Origin of the sequence: Methylobacterium sp. J-067, assembly GCF_022829465.1 — a bacterium.
GTDB classification, from domain to species: domain Bacteria; phylum Pseudomonadota; class Alphaproteobacteria; order Rhizobiales; family Beijerinckiaceae; genus Methylobacterium; species Methylobacterium litchii.
In genome coordinates this window covers 12571-29032 of the sequence record NZ_JAKSXZ010000058.1, presented here as the reverse complement: position 1 = coordinate 29032, position 16462 = coordinate 12571, and the positions used below count along the sequence as shown (strand labels likewise).

17 protein-coding genes and 2 tRNA genes are annotated in these 16462 nt (G+C 71.0%); 10 read left to right on the top strand and 9 right to left on the bottom strand.

Translation table 11 applies throughout. The annotated features are described in order from the left end of the window. Positions 1-17: 17 nt before the first annotated feature. From nuoF to MKK52_RS05590, 6 genes are read right to left on the bottom strand one after another with little or no spacing between them, the layout of a single operon-like run. Positions 18-1319, bottom strand: coding sequence for an NADH-quinone oxidoreductase subunit NuoF (nuoF, locus tag MKK52_RS05615; protein ID WP_243952837.1), 1302 nt, complete (start codon positions 1317-1319; stop codon positions 18-20). Between the two features lie 9 nt (positions 1320-1328). Then, on the bottom strand, positions 1329-2405 hold the full coding sequence (gene nuoE, locus MKK52_RS05610; RefSeq protein ID WP_243952836.1) for an NADH-quinone oxidoreductase subunit NuoE: 1077 nt from the start codon (positions 2403-2405) through the stop codon (positions 1329-1331). Between the two features lie 12 nt (positions 2406-2417). Further along, entirely contained in the window at positions 2418-3608 is a 1191-nt protein-coding gene (locus MKK52_RS05605) for an NADH-quinone oxidoreductase subunit D (RefSeq protein WP_243952835.1), read from the bottom strand. Between the two features lie 15 nt (positions 3609-3623). Beyond that, a complete protein-coding gene (locus MKK52_RS05600) occupies positions 3624-4271 on the bottom strand; it encodes an NADH-quinone oxidoreductase subunit C (protein ID WP_243952834.1) in 648 nt (215 codons plus the stop codon). A gap of 1 nt (position 4272) precedes the next feature. Then, positions 4273-4863: a NuoB/complex I 20 kDa subunit family protein gene (locus tag MKK52_RS05595; protein ID WP_243952833.1), complete on the bottom strand. Its 591-nt coding sequence runs from the start codon at positions 4861-4863 to the stop codon at positions 4273-4275. Positions 4864-4905: 42 nt separating this feature from the next. Beyond that, positions 4906-5271, bottom strand: a complete 366-nt coding sequence (locus MKK52_RS05590; protein WP_243952832.1) for an NADH-quinone oxidoreductase subunit A — start codon at positions 5269-5271, stop codon at positions 4906-4908. Between the two features lie 364 nt (positions 5272-5635). Here MKK52_RS05590 and MKK52_RS05585 point away from each other — a divergent pair. Together MKK52_RS05585 and MKK52_RS05580 are read left to right on the top strand one after the other, a co-directional pair. Then, positions 5636-5712 (top strand) — tRNA-Asp (locus MKK52_RS05585). 184 nt (positions 5713-5896) lie between these two features. Then, a complete protein-coding gene (locus MKK52_RS05580) occupies positions 5897-6634 on the top strand; it encodes a sigma-70 family RNA polymerase sigma factor (protein WP_243952831.1) in 738 nt (245 codons plus the stop codon). 1 nt (position 6635) lies between these two features. Here the strand turns inward: MKK52_RS05580 and MKK52_RS05575 are convergent, their stop codons facing one another. Together MKK52_RS05575 and MKK52_RS05570 are read right to left on the bottom strand one after the other, a co-directional pair. Then, the gene (locus MKK52_RS05575; RefSeq protein ID WP_243952830.1) at positions 6636-7892 is read right to left on the bottom strand and encodes a sensor histidine kinase; all 1257 of its coding nucleotides are present in this window, start codon (positions 7890-7892) and stop codon (positions 6636-6638) included. Continuing rightward, positions 7892-8557, bottom strand: a complete 666-nt coding sequence (locus MKK52_RS05570) for a response regulator transcription factor (RefSeq protein WP_243952829.1) — start codon at positions 8555-8557, stop codon at positions 7892-7894. Before MKK52_RS05570 ends, MKK52_RS05575 begins: the two co-directional genes overlap by 1 nt. 135 nt (positions 8558-8692) lie before the next feature. Between MKK52_RS05570 and MKK52_RS05565 the strand changes: the two genes are divergently transcribed. From MKK52_RS05565 to MKK52_RS05530, 8 genes are all read left to right on the top strand, one after another. Then, entirely contained in the window at positions 8693-9358 is a 666-nt protein-coding gene (locus MKK52_RS05565; RefSeq protein ID WP_243952828.1) for a DNA-binding protein, read from the top strand. A gap of 74 nt (positions 9359-9432) precedes the next feature. Next, positions 9433-9741, top strand: coding sequence for a hypothetical protein (locus tag MKK52_RS05560; RefSeq protein WP_243952827.1), 309 nt, complete (start codon positions 9433-9435; stop codon positions 9739-9741). Between the two features lie 60 nt (positions 9742-9801). Then, on the top strand, positions 9802-10680 hold the full coding sequence (locus MKK52_RS05555) for an aldose 1-epimerase family protein (RefSeq protein ID WP_243952826.1): 879 nt from the start codon (positions 9802-9804) through the stop codon (positions 10678-10680). A gap of 5 nt (positions 10681-10685) precedes the next feature. Then, the gene (locus MKK52_RS05550) at positions 10686-11378 is read left to right on the top strand and encodes a uroporphyrinogen-III synthase (RefSeq protein WP_243952825.1); all 693 of its coding nucleotides are present in this window, start codon (positions 10686-10688) and stop codon (positions 11376-11378) included. Between the two features lie 116 nt (positions 11379-11494). Continuing rightward, complete coding sequence (locus MKK52_RS05545; RefSeq protein WP_243952824.1) at positions 11495-13444, top strand: translation initiation factor 2; 1950 nt, start codon at positions 11495-11497, stop codon at positions 13442-13444. A gap of 111 nt (positions 13445-13555) precedes the next feature. After that, positions 13556-15109 (top strand): heme biosynthesis protein HemY, encoded by a 1554-nt coding sequence (locus MKK52_RS05540; RefSeq protein WP_243952823.1) that lies wholly within the window; start codon positions 13556-13558, stop codon positions 15107-15109. A gap of 138 nt (positions 15110-15247) precedes the next feature. Then, entirely contained in the window at positions 15248-15673 is a 426-nt protein-coding gene (locus tag MKK52_RS05535) for an NUDIX hydrolase (RefSeq protein ID WP_313898727.1), read from the top strand. A gap of 103 nt (positions 15674-15776) precedes the next feature. Continuing rightward, positions 15777-15851, top strand: a tRNA-Thr gene (locus MKK52_RS05530). A 118-nt stretch (positions 15852-15969) separates the two neighbouring features. Here MKK52_RS05530 and MKK52_RS05525 read toward each other — a convergent pair. Further along, positions 15970-16218, bottom strand: coding sequence for a hypothetical protein (locus MKK52_RS05525; RefSeq protein WP_243952822.1), 249 nt, complete (start codon positions 16216-16218; stop codon positions 15970-15972). Positions 16219-16462 lie beyond the last annotated feature (244 nt).

The following is a 16462-nucleotide window of genomic DNA, read 5'->3' as shown; positions in this document are numbered from 1 at the left end:
GGACGGCCCCATGGCGATCACTCCGCTGCCATCGGCACCGGATCGGAATGGGGGTTGGCCGAGTAGCGGTCGATCCGCTTCTCGATCTCGGGGCGGAAGTGGCGGATGAGGCCCTGGATCGGCCAGGCCGCCGCGTCGCCGAGCGCGCAGATCGTGTGGCCCTCGATCTGCTTCGTCACCTCGAACAGCATGTCGATCTCGCGCTTCTGCGCCCGGCCTTCGGCCATGCGCGTCAGCACCCGCCACATCCAGCCCGTGCCCTCGCGGCAGGGCGTGCACTGGCCGCAGGATTCGTGCTTGTAAAAGTACGAGATGCGGGCAATGGCGCCGACGATGTCGGTGGACTTGTCGAGCACGATCACCGCCGCCGTGCCGAGGCCCGAGCCGAGGTTACGCAGCGTGTCGAAGTCCATCTTCGCGTCGATGATCTGCTCGGCCGGCACCAGCGGCACCGAGGAGCCGCCGGGGATGGAACACAGGAGGTTGTCCCAGCCGCCGCGCATGCCGCCGCAATGCTTGTCGATCAGCTCGCGGAAGGTGATGCCCAGCTCCTCCTCGACGTTGCACGGCGTGTTGACGTGCCCCGAGATGCAAAAGAGCTTCGTGCCGGTGTTGTTCTTGCCGCCGAGCCCGGCGAACCACGCCGCGCCGCGCCGCAGGATCGTGCCCGCCACCGCGATGGATTCGACGTTGTTCACGGTCGTGGGGCAGCCGTAGAGGCCCATATTGGCCGGGAACGGCGGCTTCAGCCGCGGCATCCCCTTCTTGCCCTCAAGGCTCTCGATGAGGGCCGTCTCCTCGCCGCAGATATACGCACCCGCGCCGTGGTGGACGTAGATGTCGAACGGGTAATCGTGGACGTTGTTCGGCCCGACGAGGCGCGCCTCGTAAGCCTCGTCCACGGCCTTCTGCAGGGCGTGCTTCTCCGCGACGTACTCGCCGCGAATGTAGACGTAGCAGGCATGCGCGCCCATGGCGAAGCAGGCCAGCATGCAGCCTTCGATCAGGAGATGCGGATCGTGCCGCATAATCTCCCGGTCCTTGCAGGTGCCCGGCTCCGACTCGTCGGCGTTGACCACGAGGTAATGCGGTCGCCCGTCCGACTTCTTGGGCATGAACGACCATTTCAGCCCGGTCGGGAAGCCGGCGCCGCCACGGCCGCGAAGCCCTGAAGCCTTCATCTCCTCGATGATCCAGTCGCGGCCCTGCTCCAGGAGGAACTTGGTTCCGTCCCAGGCGCCGCGCTTCTTCGCGACGTCGAGCCCCGGTGAATGCAGCCCGTAGAGGTTGGTGAAGATGCGATCCTGATCGGCGAGCATGTCAGGCCCTCACTTCTTCTCTGGCGCGGAGTCGAGCTTCTCCTCCACCGCCTCGCTGGCGCCCGTGGCTTCCGGCGGCGGCGGGGGGATGTCGCGACCCGGCAATTCCTGGCGGCTCTCCTCGCCGGCGGCGGGCTCGCCCTCGGCGACGCGTTTGGCCGGCGAATCGAGGGCGTCCGCATCGCCCGGACGGGCGCTGCCATGCTTGGCGATGGATTGGCCGCGCTCGGCGGCGTCGGCCCGGTCCTCGGGCTTCACCGGCTCCTCGCCGTCGGCGGCGCGCTGGGCCGGGGCGTCGGAGGCGGTCCGCTCCACCGGGCGGCCGGCATCGGGCTTGGCGGGCCGAGGCGCGGTGGCCGCCTGCTGCGTCGCCGATTCGGCCTCGCCGGTCTTGGCGGGGGGCGTCGTCGCTTCGGCGCCCTCGCCCTCCTTCGCCTGCTCGAAGCGCTTGCGCCACGCGCCGACCCGCGACCCGTCGAACAGGGTCTCGTCGGTGAGCGTGTTGGCGCCACCCTGCGGCTCGGAGGAGGTGCGCCCGGTCTGCGAGCCGATCTTCACCGGCCGTCCGGCCGCGAGGTCGTCCATCAGCTGCGACAGCGATTCGGGGGTCAGGTCCTCGTAATAGTCTTGGTTGATCTGGACCATCGGCGCGTTGCAGCAGGCGCCCAGGCACTCGACCTCCAGCCACGAGAAGTTGCCGTCCGCCGAGACGTGGCCGGGCGGGCCGAGGCGCTTCTCCAGCATGCCCTTCAGCTCGCGGGCGCCGCAGGAATCGCACGGAACCGTGCCACAGAGCTGGATCCAGAACCGGCCCACCGGCTCAAGGGCGAACATCGTGTAGAAGGTCGCGACTTCGAGCACGCGGATCTTCGGCATGCCGAGTTCGGCCGCCACCGCCTCGATCGCCTTCTGCGGCAGCCAGCCGCCATTCTGCTCCTGCGCCTTCCACAGGAGCGGGATCACCGCGGAGGCCTGACGACCCTCCGGGTACTTGGCGATCTGGTGCTTCGCCCATTCCGCGTTCTCTTGCGTGAAGGCGAAGCTCTCGGGCTGCTCGGAAGCCGGGGCGAGTCTGCGGTTTGCCATCGTCCTACCGTCTCAGCGGTCCACTTCGCCGAACACGATGTCCAGCGTGCCGAGCACGCAGGACACGTCGGCCAGAAGGTGCCCGCGGCACATCCAATCCATCGCCTGAAGGTGGGCGAAGCCCGGAGCGCGGATCTTGCAACGGTACGGCTTGTTGGTGCCGTCCGACACGAGATACACGCCGAACTCGCCCTTGGGCGCCTCGACCGCGGCGTAGACCTCGCCCTCGGGGACGTGGAAGCCCTCGGTGTAGAGCTTGAAGTGGTGGATGAGCGCTTCCATCGAGCGCTTCATCTCCCGGCGCGGCGGCGGTGCGAACTTGCCGTCGACGGAGGCGATCGGCCCCTGCCCGCCGGGCTCGCGCAGCTTGGCGCAGCACTGTTTCATAATCTTGGCCGATTCCCGCATCTCTTCCATGCGGATCACCTGCCGGTCGTAGGTGTCGCCGTTCTTGCCCACGGGGATGTCGAAATCCATCTCCTCGTAGCACTCGTAGGGCTGGCTCTTGCGCAGGTCCCACGGGATGCCCGAGCCGCGCACCATCACGCCCGAGAAGCCCCAGGCCATGCACTCGTCGACCGACACGATGCCGATGTCGACGTTGCGCTGCTTGAAGATGCGGCTTTCCATCACGAGGGCGTCGAGGTCGTCCACCACCTGCAGGAACGGGTCGCAGAAGGCGTCGATGTCCTCGATCAGCTTCGGCGGCAGGTCCTGGTGGACGCCGCCCGGCCGGAAGTAGTTGGCGTGGAGCCGGGCGCCGGAGGCCCGCTCGTAGAAGATCATCAGCTTCTCGCGCTCCTCGAAGCCCCAGAGCGGGGGCGTGAGGGCGCCGACATCCATCGCCTGCGTCGTGACGTTGAGGAGGTGCGACAGCAGACGGCCGATCTCACAGTAGAGCGTGCGGATCAGCTTCGCCCGGCGCGGCACCTCGATGCCCGCGAGCTTCTCGATCGCGAGGCAGAAGGCGTGCTCCTGGTTCATCGGCGACACGTAGTCGAGCCGGTCGAAATAGGGCGTCGCCTGGACGTAGGTCTTGTGCTCGATCAGCTTCTCGGTACCCCGGTGGAGCAGCCCGATATGCGGATCGACGCGCTCCACGACCTCGCCGTCGAGTTCGAGGACCAGCCGGAGAACCCCGTGCGCCGCAGGATGTTGCGGGCCGAAGTTGATGGCGAAGTTGCGGATGTTGTGTTCCGTCACGAAGACCTCCGCGCGTCAGGCCGACTTCTTCTCATCGCCCGGGAGCACGTAGTCGGTGCCCTCCCACGGCGAGAGGAAGTCGAAGTTCCGGAATTCCTGCGTCAGCTGGACCGGCTCGTAGACGACGCGGCCCTCGTCCTGGTCGTAACGGACCTCAACGAAGCCGGTGAGCGGGAAGTCCTTGCGCAGGGGGTGACCCTCGAACCCGTAATCGGTCAGCAGCCGGCGCAGGTCCGGGTGACCCGAGAACAGGATCCCGTAGAGGTCGTAGGTCTCGCGCTCGTACCAGTTGGCGGCGGGGAAGACCTCGATGATCGAGGGGACCGGCGTCACCTCGTCGGTCTGCACCTTCACCCGGATGCGGCTGTTATGGCGCAGCGACAGCAGGTGGTAGACCACCTCGAACCGCTTCTCCCGCTGCGGGTAGTCGGCCCCGCACAGGTCGATGAAGCAGCGGAAGCCGCAGGCCGGGTCGTCGCGCAGGTAGGTCAGCGCGTAGACGATGTCGGAGGCCTGCACGACCAGCGTCAGCTCGCCGAAGGCGATGGCCTTCGACACGATGGCCGGACCCAGCGCTCCGGAGACGCGCTCGGCCAGGGTGGCGACGGCGTCGGCGCCGCCCTCGGCCGGGGTGTGGCTCAGGATCGAGATGCCGTTCGTCATGTCAGCGCTCGATCGTCCCGATGCGGCGGATCTTCTTCTGCAGGAGCAGCACCCCGTAGAGCAGCGCCTCCGCGGTAGGCGGGCAGCCGGGCACGTAGATGTCCACCGGCACCACCCGGTCGCAGCCGCGCACCACCGAGTAGGAGTAGTGGTAGTAGCCGCCGCCGTTGGCGCAGGAGCCCATCGAGATGACGTAGCGCGGCTCCGGCATCTGGTCGTAGACCTTGCGCAAGGCCGGGGCCATCTTGTTGGTGAGCGTGCCGGCCACGATCATCACGTCGGACTGGCGTGGCGAGGCGCGCGGGGCGAAGCCGAAGCGCTCGCAATCGTAGCGCGGCATCGACATCTGCATCATCTCGACCGCGCAGCAGGCGAGCCCGAAGGTCATCCACATCAGCGAGCCGGTGCGGGCCCAGTTGATGAGCTCGTCGGCGCTGGTGAGCAGGAAGCCCCGGTCGGCCAGCTCGTCGCTGATCGACAGGAAGGTCGGGTCGTCGGCGCCGATCGGGCGGCCGGTGTTCGGATCGATGATCCCCTTCGGCTGCGGCGCGATGGCCGGGGTCCGGGGTGAGGTCTCGGTGATCAGGGCCATGCAGCGCCTCGGAATCTCAACGGTCTCGGCGGATCGCGGGGGTTAGTCCCACTCGAGGGCGCCCTTGCGCCACTCGTAGACGAACCCGACGGTCAGCACGCCGAGGAAGATCATCATCGACCAGAAGCCGTACCACCCGAGCTCCCCGAAGGTGATCGCCCAGGGGAACAGGAAGGCGACCTCGAGGTCGAAGATGATGAATAGGATGGCGACGAGATAGAAGCGCACGTCGAACTTCATGCGCGCGTCGTCGAAGGCGTTGAAGCCGCACTCGTAGGCCGACAGCTTCTCGGGATCCGGCGCCTTGAAGGCCACCAGGAAGGGCACCACCAACAGGGCGGAGGCGATGAAGAGCGCCACCCCGATGAACACGATGAGCGGAAGGTAGTCCGCCAGCAATCCGGTCATGCCCGAGCCTCACGAGACGAGGGACGGAGCGGCGCGAGGCCGGACCGGCTCCCCCGGTGGAATTGTTCTTATGCCAGGATGCGTTCGCGGGTGGCTTAGTCGAGGCGCCGTCGCATGACAATGGGCGTTCCGCGTCGCACAAACCGCGTCTCCTCATCCAAGATGGGGAACGAGGCGGCTCTGCGCAGACGGCACATGCGCACACGTGGCAGAGCGACGCCCGCGACAACCGCGATTCCGGGCCTGCCAAGCTTTCTCGCCTGACGTGAGAATTCGGGCGCGACTCGCGCTTGACAGGGGGGGCTCTCACCCATACACCCCCCGTCGTCGCGCAGCACTGAGGTGCTCAGCAGCGGCCGCCCGCGCGGGCGTAGCTCAGTTGGTTAGAGTGCCGGCCTGTCACGCCGGAGGTCGCGGGTTCGAGCCCCGTCGCCCGCGCCACTTCAAGCTTCCCCTCCCCCATCGCCAGTTCGCCCATGCGGCGTTGTGTGCACGGTCCTCCGCCCTGCGGCGCGACTGGTATGCGCTTACCGGTTAACGCATGTTGCGGCGTCCGCTCGCGTGACAGGTAACACTTCAGGCCCTGACGCGAGTCTCCGTCTCGCGCCGTCTTCCAGCGGACCTGATGACCGAATCCGACGTCTCTCTCCTGGACGGCGACGCCGCCCCCTTTCTTCCCGATTCCGTGCGCCGGCATCTGGGCGTGCTCCTGCAGGGCGCCTACGCGGATGCGCCGAGCGAGCCCGACGGGTTCGCGGACCTGCTCGCGCGCCTGGACAAGGCGCTGGGGCAGGCCGGGCGCCTGGGCGCGGCGGATGAGGACACGTTCCGCACGGGACTGCTCGCGAGCGTGCCGGCGCTGCGCCGGTTCGCCCTGTCGCTGGCCCGTGAGCCGGCCGCCGCCGACGACCTCGTGCAGGACGCGCTCCTGCGCGCGTGGCGCGGGCGTGGCGGCTTCGCGCCGGGCACGAACCTCGAAGCGTGGCTGTTCACGATCCTGCGGAACGTCTTCTACAGCCGGCACCGCCGCCAGACCCGCGAGGTGCCCGACAGCGATGGCGATTATGCCGGCCGCCTCGCCGCCGCCCCCGAACAGGGCGGCCATCTCGACCTGCAGGACGTGCGCGCGGCCCTCGACCGCCTCGCCCCGGTGATGCGCGAGGCCCTCGTCCTCGTGGGCATCGAGAACCTCAGCTACGAGGAGGCGGCTGCCGTGATGGAATGCCAGATCGGCACGGCCAAGAGCCGGGTCTGGCGGGCGCGGGCCCAGCTCGCCCGGATGCTCGGCTATGGCGGCGCCGACATCGGCAGCGACGGCGTCACCCTCTCGGCGCTCGGCACGACGAGCGACGCCTCCGTCTGATTTAGCCCGGCAGGGTGAGGGTCGCGCGCAGGCCCCCGCTCGCCGCGCGCCCGAGGTTCAGCGCGCCGCCGTACAATTCCGCCAGTTCGAGGGTGATCGGCAGGCCGAACCCGTCGCCGGGGACGGCCTCGTCCAGGCGCCGGCCGCGCGCCATCACCGCCGTCGCCGCCTCCGGCGTCAGGCCGGGGCCGTCATCCTCGATGCGGATCTCGATCTGCGCCCCGACGCGCTGCGCGGTGACGGCAACGCGTCCGGCGCACCACCGGCAGGCGTTGTCGAGGAGGTTGCCCAGCATCTCGTCGCAATCCTGCTCCTCGCAGGCCAGGGCGAAGCCGTCCGGCACGGCGAGCGTGATCTCCGGCGCCTTGTCCGCGTGGATGCGCACCAGCACCGACCGCAGGTCCGCCAGGCGCGGCAGCAGGGGAGTGCGCGCCCGGCCCGGTCCCGCGAGGGCGGCGGCCCGGGCGCGGCGCAGGTGGTGGCGCACCCGCCGGTCCATGTCGTCCACCTGCGCAGCGAGAATCCCCTCGGGATCGCGGGCGGGGTCGCGCAGGGCCAGGGCGAGGGTCGCGAGCGGCGTTTTGAGGGCGTGGGCGAGGTTGGCGACATGGCCCCGGGCGCGGTCGAGGTTGCGCTCATTCTCGTCGAGCAGGGCGTTCAACTCGGTGACGAGGGGGCGGACCTCCTCCGGTTGGCGGGAGGGGATGCGCGCCTGCCGGCCGTTGCGGACAGCGGCGAGATGGTCCCGCAGGCGCCGGAGGGGGGCGAGGCCGAGGCGCACCTGGGCCACCGCCCCGAAGGCGAGGACGAGGCCGAGGCCGCCGAGCGCCACGGCGAGGCTTACCAGCACGTCGCGCAGGGGGCCGTAGAGCGCCACCTGCGGCGCGCCGACGAAGATCCGCGCAGGCGGCTCCCCCGGCAGGTCGAGTTCGCGCAGCATCAGGTTCGCGGGCGGGCGGCGCTCATCGAAGGAGTCCGAGCGGACGAGTTCGTCGCCCCGGCGCACCTCCCAGATCCAGCCGCCCGGCCGGTCGAAGGGCGGGCCGTCGAACCGCTCCGGGCGGGCGGTCAGCGTCCCCGCCTCCAGGCCGGCGCGCAGTGCCGTGATCTGCGCATCGAGCCGCCCGTCGATCTGCGCGCGCAGGAAGCGGGTGAGGATCACGCCGATGGCGAGGCCAGCGACGACCAGCGCCACGGTCACGGCGGCGAGGGCGGCGGCGACGAGGCGCGTGCGCAGGGAGCCGAAGCGCAGGTGCATCAGGCCGCCTCGGCCGTGAGGCGGTAGCCGTGGCCGCGGATCGCCTCGATCCGCGCCGGGGCGATCTTCTTGCGCAGCCGCGCGACGATCACCTCCACCGAATTCGAATCGACCTCGGCATCGCCGTCGTACACGCGCTCGATCAGGTAGGTGCGCGGCACCACCGAATCCCGGTTGAGCATCAGGCAGGACAGGACCCGCCATTCGAGGCCGGTGAGGCGCAGGGGCAGCCCGTCCCGCTCGAAGGCGCCGAGGCCGGGATCGAAGCTCAGGGGGCCGCAACTGAGGCGGCTCGCACCGTGCCCCTGGCTCCGGCGCACCAGGGCGCGCAGGCGGATCACCAGTTCCTCCACCCGCACCGGTTTCACAAGGTAATCGTCGGCGCCCGCCTTGAACGCGGCGACCTTATCGCTCCACCCGTCGCGCGCCGTGAGCACCAGCACGGGGAGCGTCCGCCCCGCCGCCCGCCACGCATTCAGGACGGAGACGCCGTCGCCACGCGGCAGACCGAGATCGAGGATGCAGGCGTCGTAGCCCTCCGTCTCCCCGAGATGGCGGGCGTCCTCGCCCGTCGCCGCCCGGTCGAGGACGAAGTTCTCCGCGCGCAAGGCGCGGTCGATCTCCGCCGCCAGCGCCGCATCGTCCTCAACCAGCAGAATCTTCACGCCCGTCCCTCCTCGGCTCCGGGTAGGTCAGGCCGTTTAACCGGAACTGAACCGCCCGGTTCAGTTCCGGTCGCCCCCCCACCCCTAGACCTGCCGCCACGGATCGAACGGGTCCGATCAGGAAAGGCAGACACGATGAGTGACAACAAGACGATCGACGGCACCGCCACCGAAATTCCGGCGGCGCGGCCGGAGACGGGCAAGCGCATCCCGAAGCGGACCTGGGTGGTGGGGGCGCTCGCCCTGCCCCTCGCCTTCGGGGCGATGGGCCTGTCGCTGTCCAAGAACCGCGCCGTGGCGCAAACGCCGGTCGCGCCGGTGGCGATCCAGGCCCTGGCGCCCTCCGGCGCGACGGCGATCAAGGGCGACGTCGCCGAGATCTACGGCAACAAGTTCGTGGTGCAGGACCCGACCGGCCGGGCGCTGGTGGAGACCGGCCCGGCGGGCGAAAGCGGGACCCTCGTCGCCAGGGGCGAGAGTGTCACCGTGCAGGGCCGGTTCGAGAACGGCTTCCTCCACGCCCGGCTGCTGACCCATGGCGATGGCAAGCAGGTGGTGCTCGGCCCGGCGGGCGGCCCGCCCTTCGGCACCCTCGATTGGGCGAAGGACCGGGTCGGCCTCTCCCCCGCCCCCGATGTCCCGGCCCTGACGGCGGCGGTGCAGTCCGCCGGCTACAGCGACGTGCGCGTCACCGGACGCGGGCCGCGCCACCTCGAGGTCGCGGCCAAGGACGCGGACGGACGCGAGCGCGAGCTGCATGTCGGCTTCGACGGGCAGGTCCGCGAGCGGCCGCAGCCCTGATCCTGCGGTCGGCGTGCAACCGATCGCCGTCCGGCGCGTCCTCCGCACTCTCACTGCGAGGCGGAGGACGCACCATGGAACCGATGAAGCCGATGGAACCCATGAAGCCGATGGAGCCGATGAAGCCCATGGAAGGCACCAAGCCCTGGTGGCCGGAGGATCTCGGCTCGCCCGCCACGAGCGGCGCCCAGAACGGGATGAAGTACGCCTTCTTCCCCGACAAGAAGCGGCTCCTCATCGAGTCCGACGGGACGGTCTCGACCTACGACAGCGGCGACCACCGGATCGGCGGCGTCTCGCAGGCCGATGGCGGCTCGCGCTCGCTCACCTTCACGAGCCAGAACGGCGAGGTCGACCTCGGTTCGCTGAAGAAGCTCGACTGAGGCCCTTGCACCCTCCCGCCGGTCCGTTAACTCCTGAACGGACTGGAGAGGGAGCGGGCCTTGGGCAAGCGGATCGACCTCATCGCGCCGGACGGCACCACGGCGACCGTCTCGACCCACGGGGCCGAGCCGGTCTCGTGGCGGGTCGGCGGGCGCGAGTATCTGTGGAGCGGCGACCCCGCCCACTGGAACCGGCACGCCCCCTGGCTCTTCCCGGTGGTCGGCGCCTCGGCCGGCGCGGCGGTGCGGGTCGATGGGCACGCCTATCCGATGGGCCAGCACGGCTTCGCCCGCGACCTGACCTTCGCCGTCATCGAGCGCAGCGACGATTCTGTGCGGCTGCGCCTGGCCGACAGCGACGCGACGCGGGCTCATTATCCTTATGCGTTCCGCCTGGACGTGACCGCGCGCCTGCGCCCGGCCGGCCTCGATTTCGAGGTGATCGTCGCCAACCCGGGCGACGGCCCCCTGCCCTACGCGCTGGGCTTCCACCCTGCCTTCCCCTGGCCCTTCGCCGGGGGCGAACGCGCGAAGGACGGCGGCTACGCGGTGGAGTTCGAGACGGCGGAACGGCCCTTCGCCCCCAAGGTCGGCGACGGGGGGCTCCTCCTGCGGGACGAGCAGCCGGTGCCCCTCGACGGGCGCCTCCTGCCCCTCGATCCCGCGATCTTCACCGAGGCCTTCGTGTTCCGGAACGCGGCGAGCCGGGTGATGCGCTTCACCGGGGCGGGCGGGGCGGCGATCCGCATGGAGGCGGAGGACTTCCCGCATCTCGCCGTATGGACCAAGCCCACCGCGCCGTTCCTCTCCCTCGAATGCTGGACTGGCCATGCCGACTGGGCGGGCTTCGACGGCGATCTCGCGGAGCGCGATTCGCAGCGCCTCCTCGCTCCGGGCGCGCAGGCGCGCCACGGGGTGCGCCTGAGCCTGGAGGGCTGAGGATCATGCGCGTCTGGGTGGCGCGGCCGGAGCCGGGGGCCTCGCGCACGGGCGCGGCCTTGGCCGGGCTCGGCCATGCCCCGGTTGTCGCGCCGGTCCTCGCCGTCCGCGCCGTGGGGACGCCCCTGCCGGCGGGGCCGTTCGACGGAATCATCCTGACCAGCGCCAACGCCGTCGCGGCCCTGGAAACCCGCCTCCGGGACGTGCCGGTCTTCGCGGTCGGCGCCCGCACCGCCGAGCGGGCGCGGGAGGCCGGGTTCGGGCCCGTGACCGAGGGGCCGGGCGACGGGGCGGGCCTCGCCGCCCTGGTGGCGCGCCATCTCCCGGCCGGCGGGCGCCTGCTCCACGTCGCCGGGGAAGACCGCAAGCCGGAGCCCGCCGCCGCGCTGGCGCAGGCGGGCTTTCGCCTTGCGATCCACATCGCCTACCAAGCGCAGGCCGTCGCCGATCTGCCCACGCCGGTCGGGGACGCCCTGATGGCGGGAACGCTGGAGGCCGCGTTGCACTATTCCAGCCGAAGCGCCGAAACCGCCGTGTCGCTCTGCGAGGCGGCGGGGCATGGTGGAGCCTTCCGCGCTCTGAATCATTACTGCCTGTCCGCCGATGTTGCGCGGACGCTGGAACAGGCGGGCATTCGGGTCCATTTCGTCGCGGCGCAGCCGCGCGAGACGGCGCTGCTCGACGGGTTGGCCCGGTGACGGGCGGCCCGACAAAGCCAACAGGCCGCCCTCGCCGGAACCGGCAGCGCGGTGATAGGGGAACGGGCCGCCGCGACACCGCAGCGGCCGTGACGCCGAGAGTGGAGGACCTGCCCGTGACGTCAGCGCCCAGCGACGCAGACAAGCCCGCCTCCGGGCCGTCCGGCGCGAAGCCGGAGACGAAGCCCGACGTCAAGCCGGAGGTGAAGCCCGGTGCGGCGCCGCTTTCCGCGACGAAGCCCGTCACCCCCTCCCCGGCCGGCACTCCGCCTAAGGTCGCCGAGCCCGCGAAGCCCACGGAGCCGGTGAAGCCCGAGGCGACCAGGACCGAACCTCCGAAGCCCGGCGATACCAAGCCCGGCGACACCAAGCCCGGCGAGCCGAAGAAGCCCGATCCCGTGAACACGGCCGGCCCGAGCGCCCGCCCCGGCGGTCCGGCCGGGCCGGTCGCCGGCGCGGCGGTGACGGCGGGCCCGATCCTCGATCTGAAGGCGACCCGCGTCCCCGAGGCCGCGAAGGACGCGCCCAAGGATGCCGCGAAGGTGCCCCCGAAGCCCGGTGAGCCGGCCAAGCCCTCCGATCCGGTGAAGCCCTCGCCGGCATCCGCCTCGGCGAAGCCCGGCCCCACGCCCACCGCCTCGCCAGCTCCTGCCGCCTCCCCGAAGCCGGCCGTCTCGCCGGCGCCGTCCCTGTCATCCGCCTCCACCGTGCCCCCGGCCGCGAAGGCGCGGGGCGGGTTCGGCTCCCTGGCCGCCGCCGGCCTGATCGGCGGCGTCATCGGCGCGGGCCTGCTCTTCGCCGCCGAGAAGGCGGGCGTCGGCGGCGAGGCCGGGCGTGTCGCCGCCCTCGACCAGAAGATCGCCGGCATCGATCAGCGCCTCGGCACCTTCGTGCCGAAGGACGCCCTCGCGCCCCTCGACAAGCGCGTCGCCACCGCCGAGGCGAGCGCCAAGCAGGCCCTCGACAAGGCCTCCGCCCCGCCGCCGGCCTCGGGCGAGGCCGCCGTCCCGCAGGATGTCGCCGCCCGCCTCGACAACCTCGATCAGCGCCTCTCGGCGCTGACCGAGGAGCCGGGCCGCGACGCGGGCGCCACTGCCGGCATGGGCGTCGCCCAGGCCGACAGCACCAAGCAGCTCGCCGAGCTCGATTCCCGCGTGAAGGCCCTCGAAGGTGCGGCCCCGGCTGCGGGCGCGGACGACGCCAAGGCCAAGGAAACGGCCGACGCCATCGCCGCCCTCAAGAGCGAGATGGAGACCCGCACCAAGCAGAACGCCGATGCCGACACGGCCCTCGGCCAGAAGCTCGCGTCGCTGCAGCAGAGCCTCGACGCCAAGGTGCAGGCCGCCACCGAGTCGGTGCAGGCGGCGACCGAGGCGAGCCGCAAGGCGGCCGAGGCCGGGCAGAGCCAGGCGGCCGAAGCCGCCAAGTCCGTCGACCGCAAGCTCGCCGAGCAGGGCGACAAGATCGCCGCCCTCGACAAGGGCCTCGCCGACCGCGCCCCCACCACCACCGTCCAGGCGGCCCTGCGGGTCGTGGTGGCCGACCGCGTCGCCTCGGCGCTCGCCAGCGGCACGCCCTATGCCGAGCCGCTCGCCACCCTGCGCAAGCTCGATCCGTCCGCGCAGGATCAGGCGGAGGCCCTCGCCCCCTTCGCGGAGAAGGGCGCGCCGACCACGGCACAGCTCGCCGGCACGTTCCGGGGCATCGCGGACAAGATCGCCCAGGCGCGGCAGGCGGCCAAGGTGAAGGCGGCCTCCGAGAGCGGCGATTTCCGCACGAAGCTCCTCAGCATGGCCGACGGCCTCGTGCAGGTGCGCAAGGTCGAGGCCGGCGCGGCCGAGGCCAACGGGGCGACGGCGGCCCCCGAGGAGGCGGTCCAGGCCGCCCTCGACCGGGGCGACCTGGCGGGCGCGGCCAAGGCGTTCGACGCCCTGCCGCCCGAGGCGAAGGCCCAGGCCGGGGATTTCGGGCAGACGCTCGCCGCGCGGGCTAAGGCGGCCGGCGCCTCGCAGACGCTCACCGCCGCCGCGTTCCAGGCCCTGCCCGCCCCCGCCGCGCAGAAATGACGGCGGCGGCCGCCCGCCACCGCCAGCCATCGGCGCAGGGTGCCAGACACCCCGCGCCATCCCGCATTCGTGCCGGCCGCCCCACGGCCGGCGCCTGGAGAGACTGACCCCATGTGGCGCGCCCTCGCCTACCTCGTCCTGCTGGCCGTGGCCGCCTTCGGGGCGGTCTGGATCGCCGACAGGCCCGGCACCGTCACGGTGGTGTGGAACGGCTACCAGATCGGCACCAGCCTCGCCCTCGCCATCGTCGGCGTGATCGCGGCGGCGGTGGTCCTCGGCATCGTCTGGGCAATCATCCGCGGCTTCATCGGCCTGCCCGAGGCGCTGGTGCGCGGCTCCTCCGAGCGGCGGCGGACCAAGGGGCTCTCGGCCCTCTCGCGGGGGATGATCGCTGTGGGCTCGGGCGATCCCCTGGCGGCCAAGCGCTACGCGGGTGATGCGGAGCGGCTTCTCGGCACCGAGCCGCTGACCCTGCTGCTGAAGGCCCAGGCCGCGCAGATCTCCGGGGACCGGGAGGGCGCCGAGCGCGCCTTCCAGGCCATGGCCGACGACTCCGAGACGCGGGTGCTCGGCCTGCGCGGCCTGTTCGTCGAGGCCCGCCGCCGGGACGACGAGATCGCTGCCCGCGCCTACGCTGCCGAGGCCTCGCGCCTCGCGCCGAGCGTCACCTGGGCCAACGACGCGATGCTGGAGGCGCATTGCGCCGACACCGACTGGACCGGCGCCCTGGAGACGGTGGAGCGCCGCGCCTCCCTCGGCCTGATCGACAAGCAGGCGGCCAAGCGCCAGCGCGCCGTGCTGCTGACCGCCATCGCCCGCGACCGGGAGGCCGGCGAGCCCGAATCCGCCGCCGAGCGGGCGCTTCAGGCGGTGAAGCTGAGCCCTGGCCTCGTGCCCGCCGCCTGCATCGCGGGCCGGCTGCTCGCCCGCCGTGGCGACCTCAAGAAGGCCGCCCGCGTGATCGAGGGCGCGTGGAGAATCAACCCGCATCCCGACCTCGCCCAGGTCTATCTCGGCCTGCGCACGGGCGATTCCGTGCGCGACCGGCTCGCCCGCGCCGAGACGCTGGCCAAGATCTCGTCCTGGGATCCCGAGGCACGCCTCGCCGTGGCCCAGGCGGCGCTGGACGCCCGCGAGTTCGGCCGCGCCCGCGAGGCGCTTCAGCCCCTCACCCTCGAAGGGCCGACCGCCCGCACCTGCCTGATGATGGCCTCCATCGAGGAGGCCGAGCACGGCGCCCAGTCCGGCCGGGCCCGGGAATGGCTCTCCCGCGCCGCCCGCGCCCCGCGCGACCCGCTCTGGATCGCCGACGGCATCGCCTCCCAAACCTGGGAGCCGGTCTCGCCGGTCACTGGCCAGCTCGACGCCTTCACATGGCAGGCCCCGCCGAACGCCCTCGGCGCCCCGGCCGAACCCATGGATCCGGAGGAGGACGAGCCGCAGCCGCAGCTGAAGCCGCATTCCGAGCCCGCCCTCGCGGCGCCCAAGCCCGTCCCAGCAGAGCCGAAGCCTCCGGCGCAGACGGCGGATCCCATCTCGGCTGGCATGGCGGCGGCGGCCCTGCCGGCGCAGGCCAGCGCGGGTATGGGTATCAAACCTGTCGTGCGCGACATTCCTGCGCGTGGCAGTGAACTTGTTTCGCAATCGGAACGTAGCAATATCTAGACAACGGCTCATTCGGGGGCCGTGCGGGGCCACCGTCGAGGAGAGAGTCCGATCACCGCACAGCTTGCCAAGTCGTCCGCACGCCGGCCGAAGCCATCGGACCTGTCGCTCGACGAGGCGGACGAGCCCCGGCGCCAAGTGGGTGTCCTGCCGATCCGCCGTGGGCGTGACGGCGGGATGAAGGTGCTGCTGGTGACGTCGCGAGAGAGTCGCCGCTGGGTGATCCCGAAGGGCTGGCCGATGAAGGGCCGCAAGCCCTTCGAGGCGGCGGCGCAGGAGGCCTACGAGGAGGCGGGCCTGCGCGGCTCGGTCGGCAAGCGCCCGTTGGGCTATTACCTCTACGAGAAGCGCCTCAAGAACCTGGAGGCCGTCACCTGCCAGGTGAAGGTGTTCCCGCTGCGCGTGCGCAAGCAGCTTAAGCATTTCCCGGAGGAGCACCAGCGGGAGCTGCGCTGGTTCACGCCGGACGAGGCGGCGGAGGCGGTGACGGAGCCCGGTCTCGCGGCGATCATCCGTGCTGTCCTGCAACGTCCGGTTCTGCCCGAGATGCTGCCGGACGCATAACTGGCGTTGCCAAGCCCGTTTCGATCCGGTATGGCCCCTCTCGCGCGGACGTCACGGCCCAACGGCCCCCGACCCGCCCCGTATCCCCGAGGGGATGCCAGATGCTGCGGTAGCTCAGTGGTAGAGCACTTCATTGGTAATGAAGAGGTCGACAGTTCAATCCTGTCTCGCAGCACCAGTTACTTAGCTCGGATTTCGAGTTTCTAAAAAGTCTCCTGGGTAACGCCTTGGGTAACGCCGGGCGCTCGCGGTCGTGTGCTGTGGGATCCGCAAGGCGCCCGGTGACCGCAACTGCCTCACCCAATCGAGACGCTAGTCAGCACGTCCACTGCCCGCTTCACCTCGGCGGCAATCAGCTCTTCGCTCGGCCCATCGATTGGAAGATCGCCGAGGATCACGGCGACGTCGCGCTTCACGTCCTCCCGAATTTCAGGGTTCTCCTCAGACAAGCGGCCGATCAGGACGCCCAGCACGATCTCCAATGCCGACATTTTCGCGTGCAGGCGGGTGAAGTCGTCCACGGGTTCGGGATCGTTCGCGTTCATTGCTCGCTCCGCTGCGTAGGTGAGGCTATCGACGGCCAACGCGCGCCCTTCCCCTAAGTCGCAAGCCCGAGCAACCTGTGGTCCCAGAAATGCTAGCCGCTTTTCGCCACCGGATGCGCTAGCGACGTTCGTGCGGTGCAGTTGCATAGGTTAGAGATCGCCAATGCACCGGAGCGTAGGTTCGAACAGTCGACTTCGGTCGGCCTCCACGCCTACCTATCCTTCTTGGTCGATTGCTGGGCGG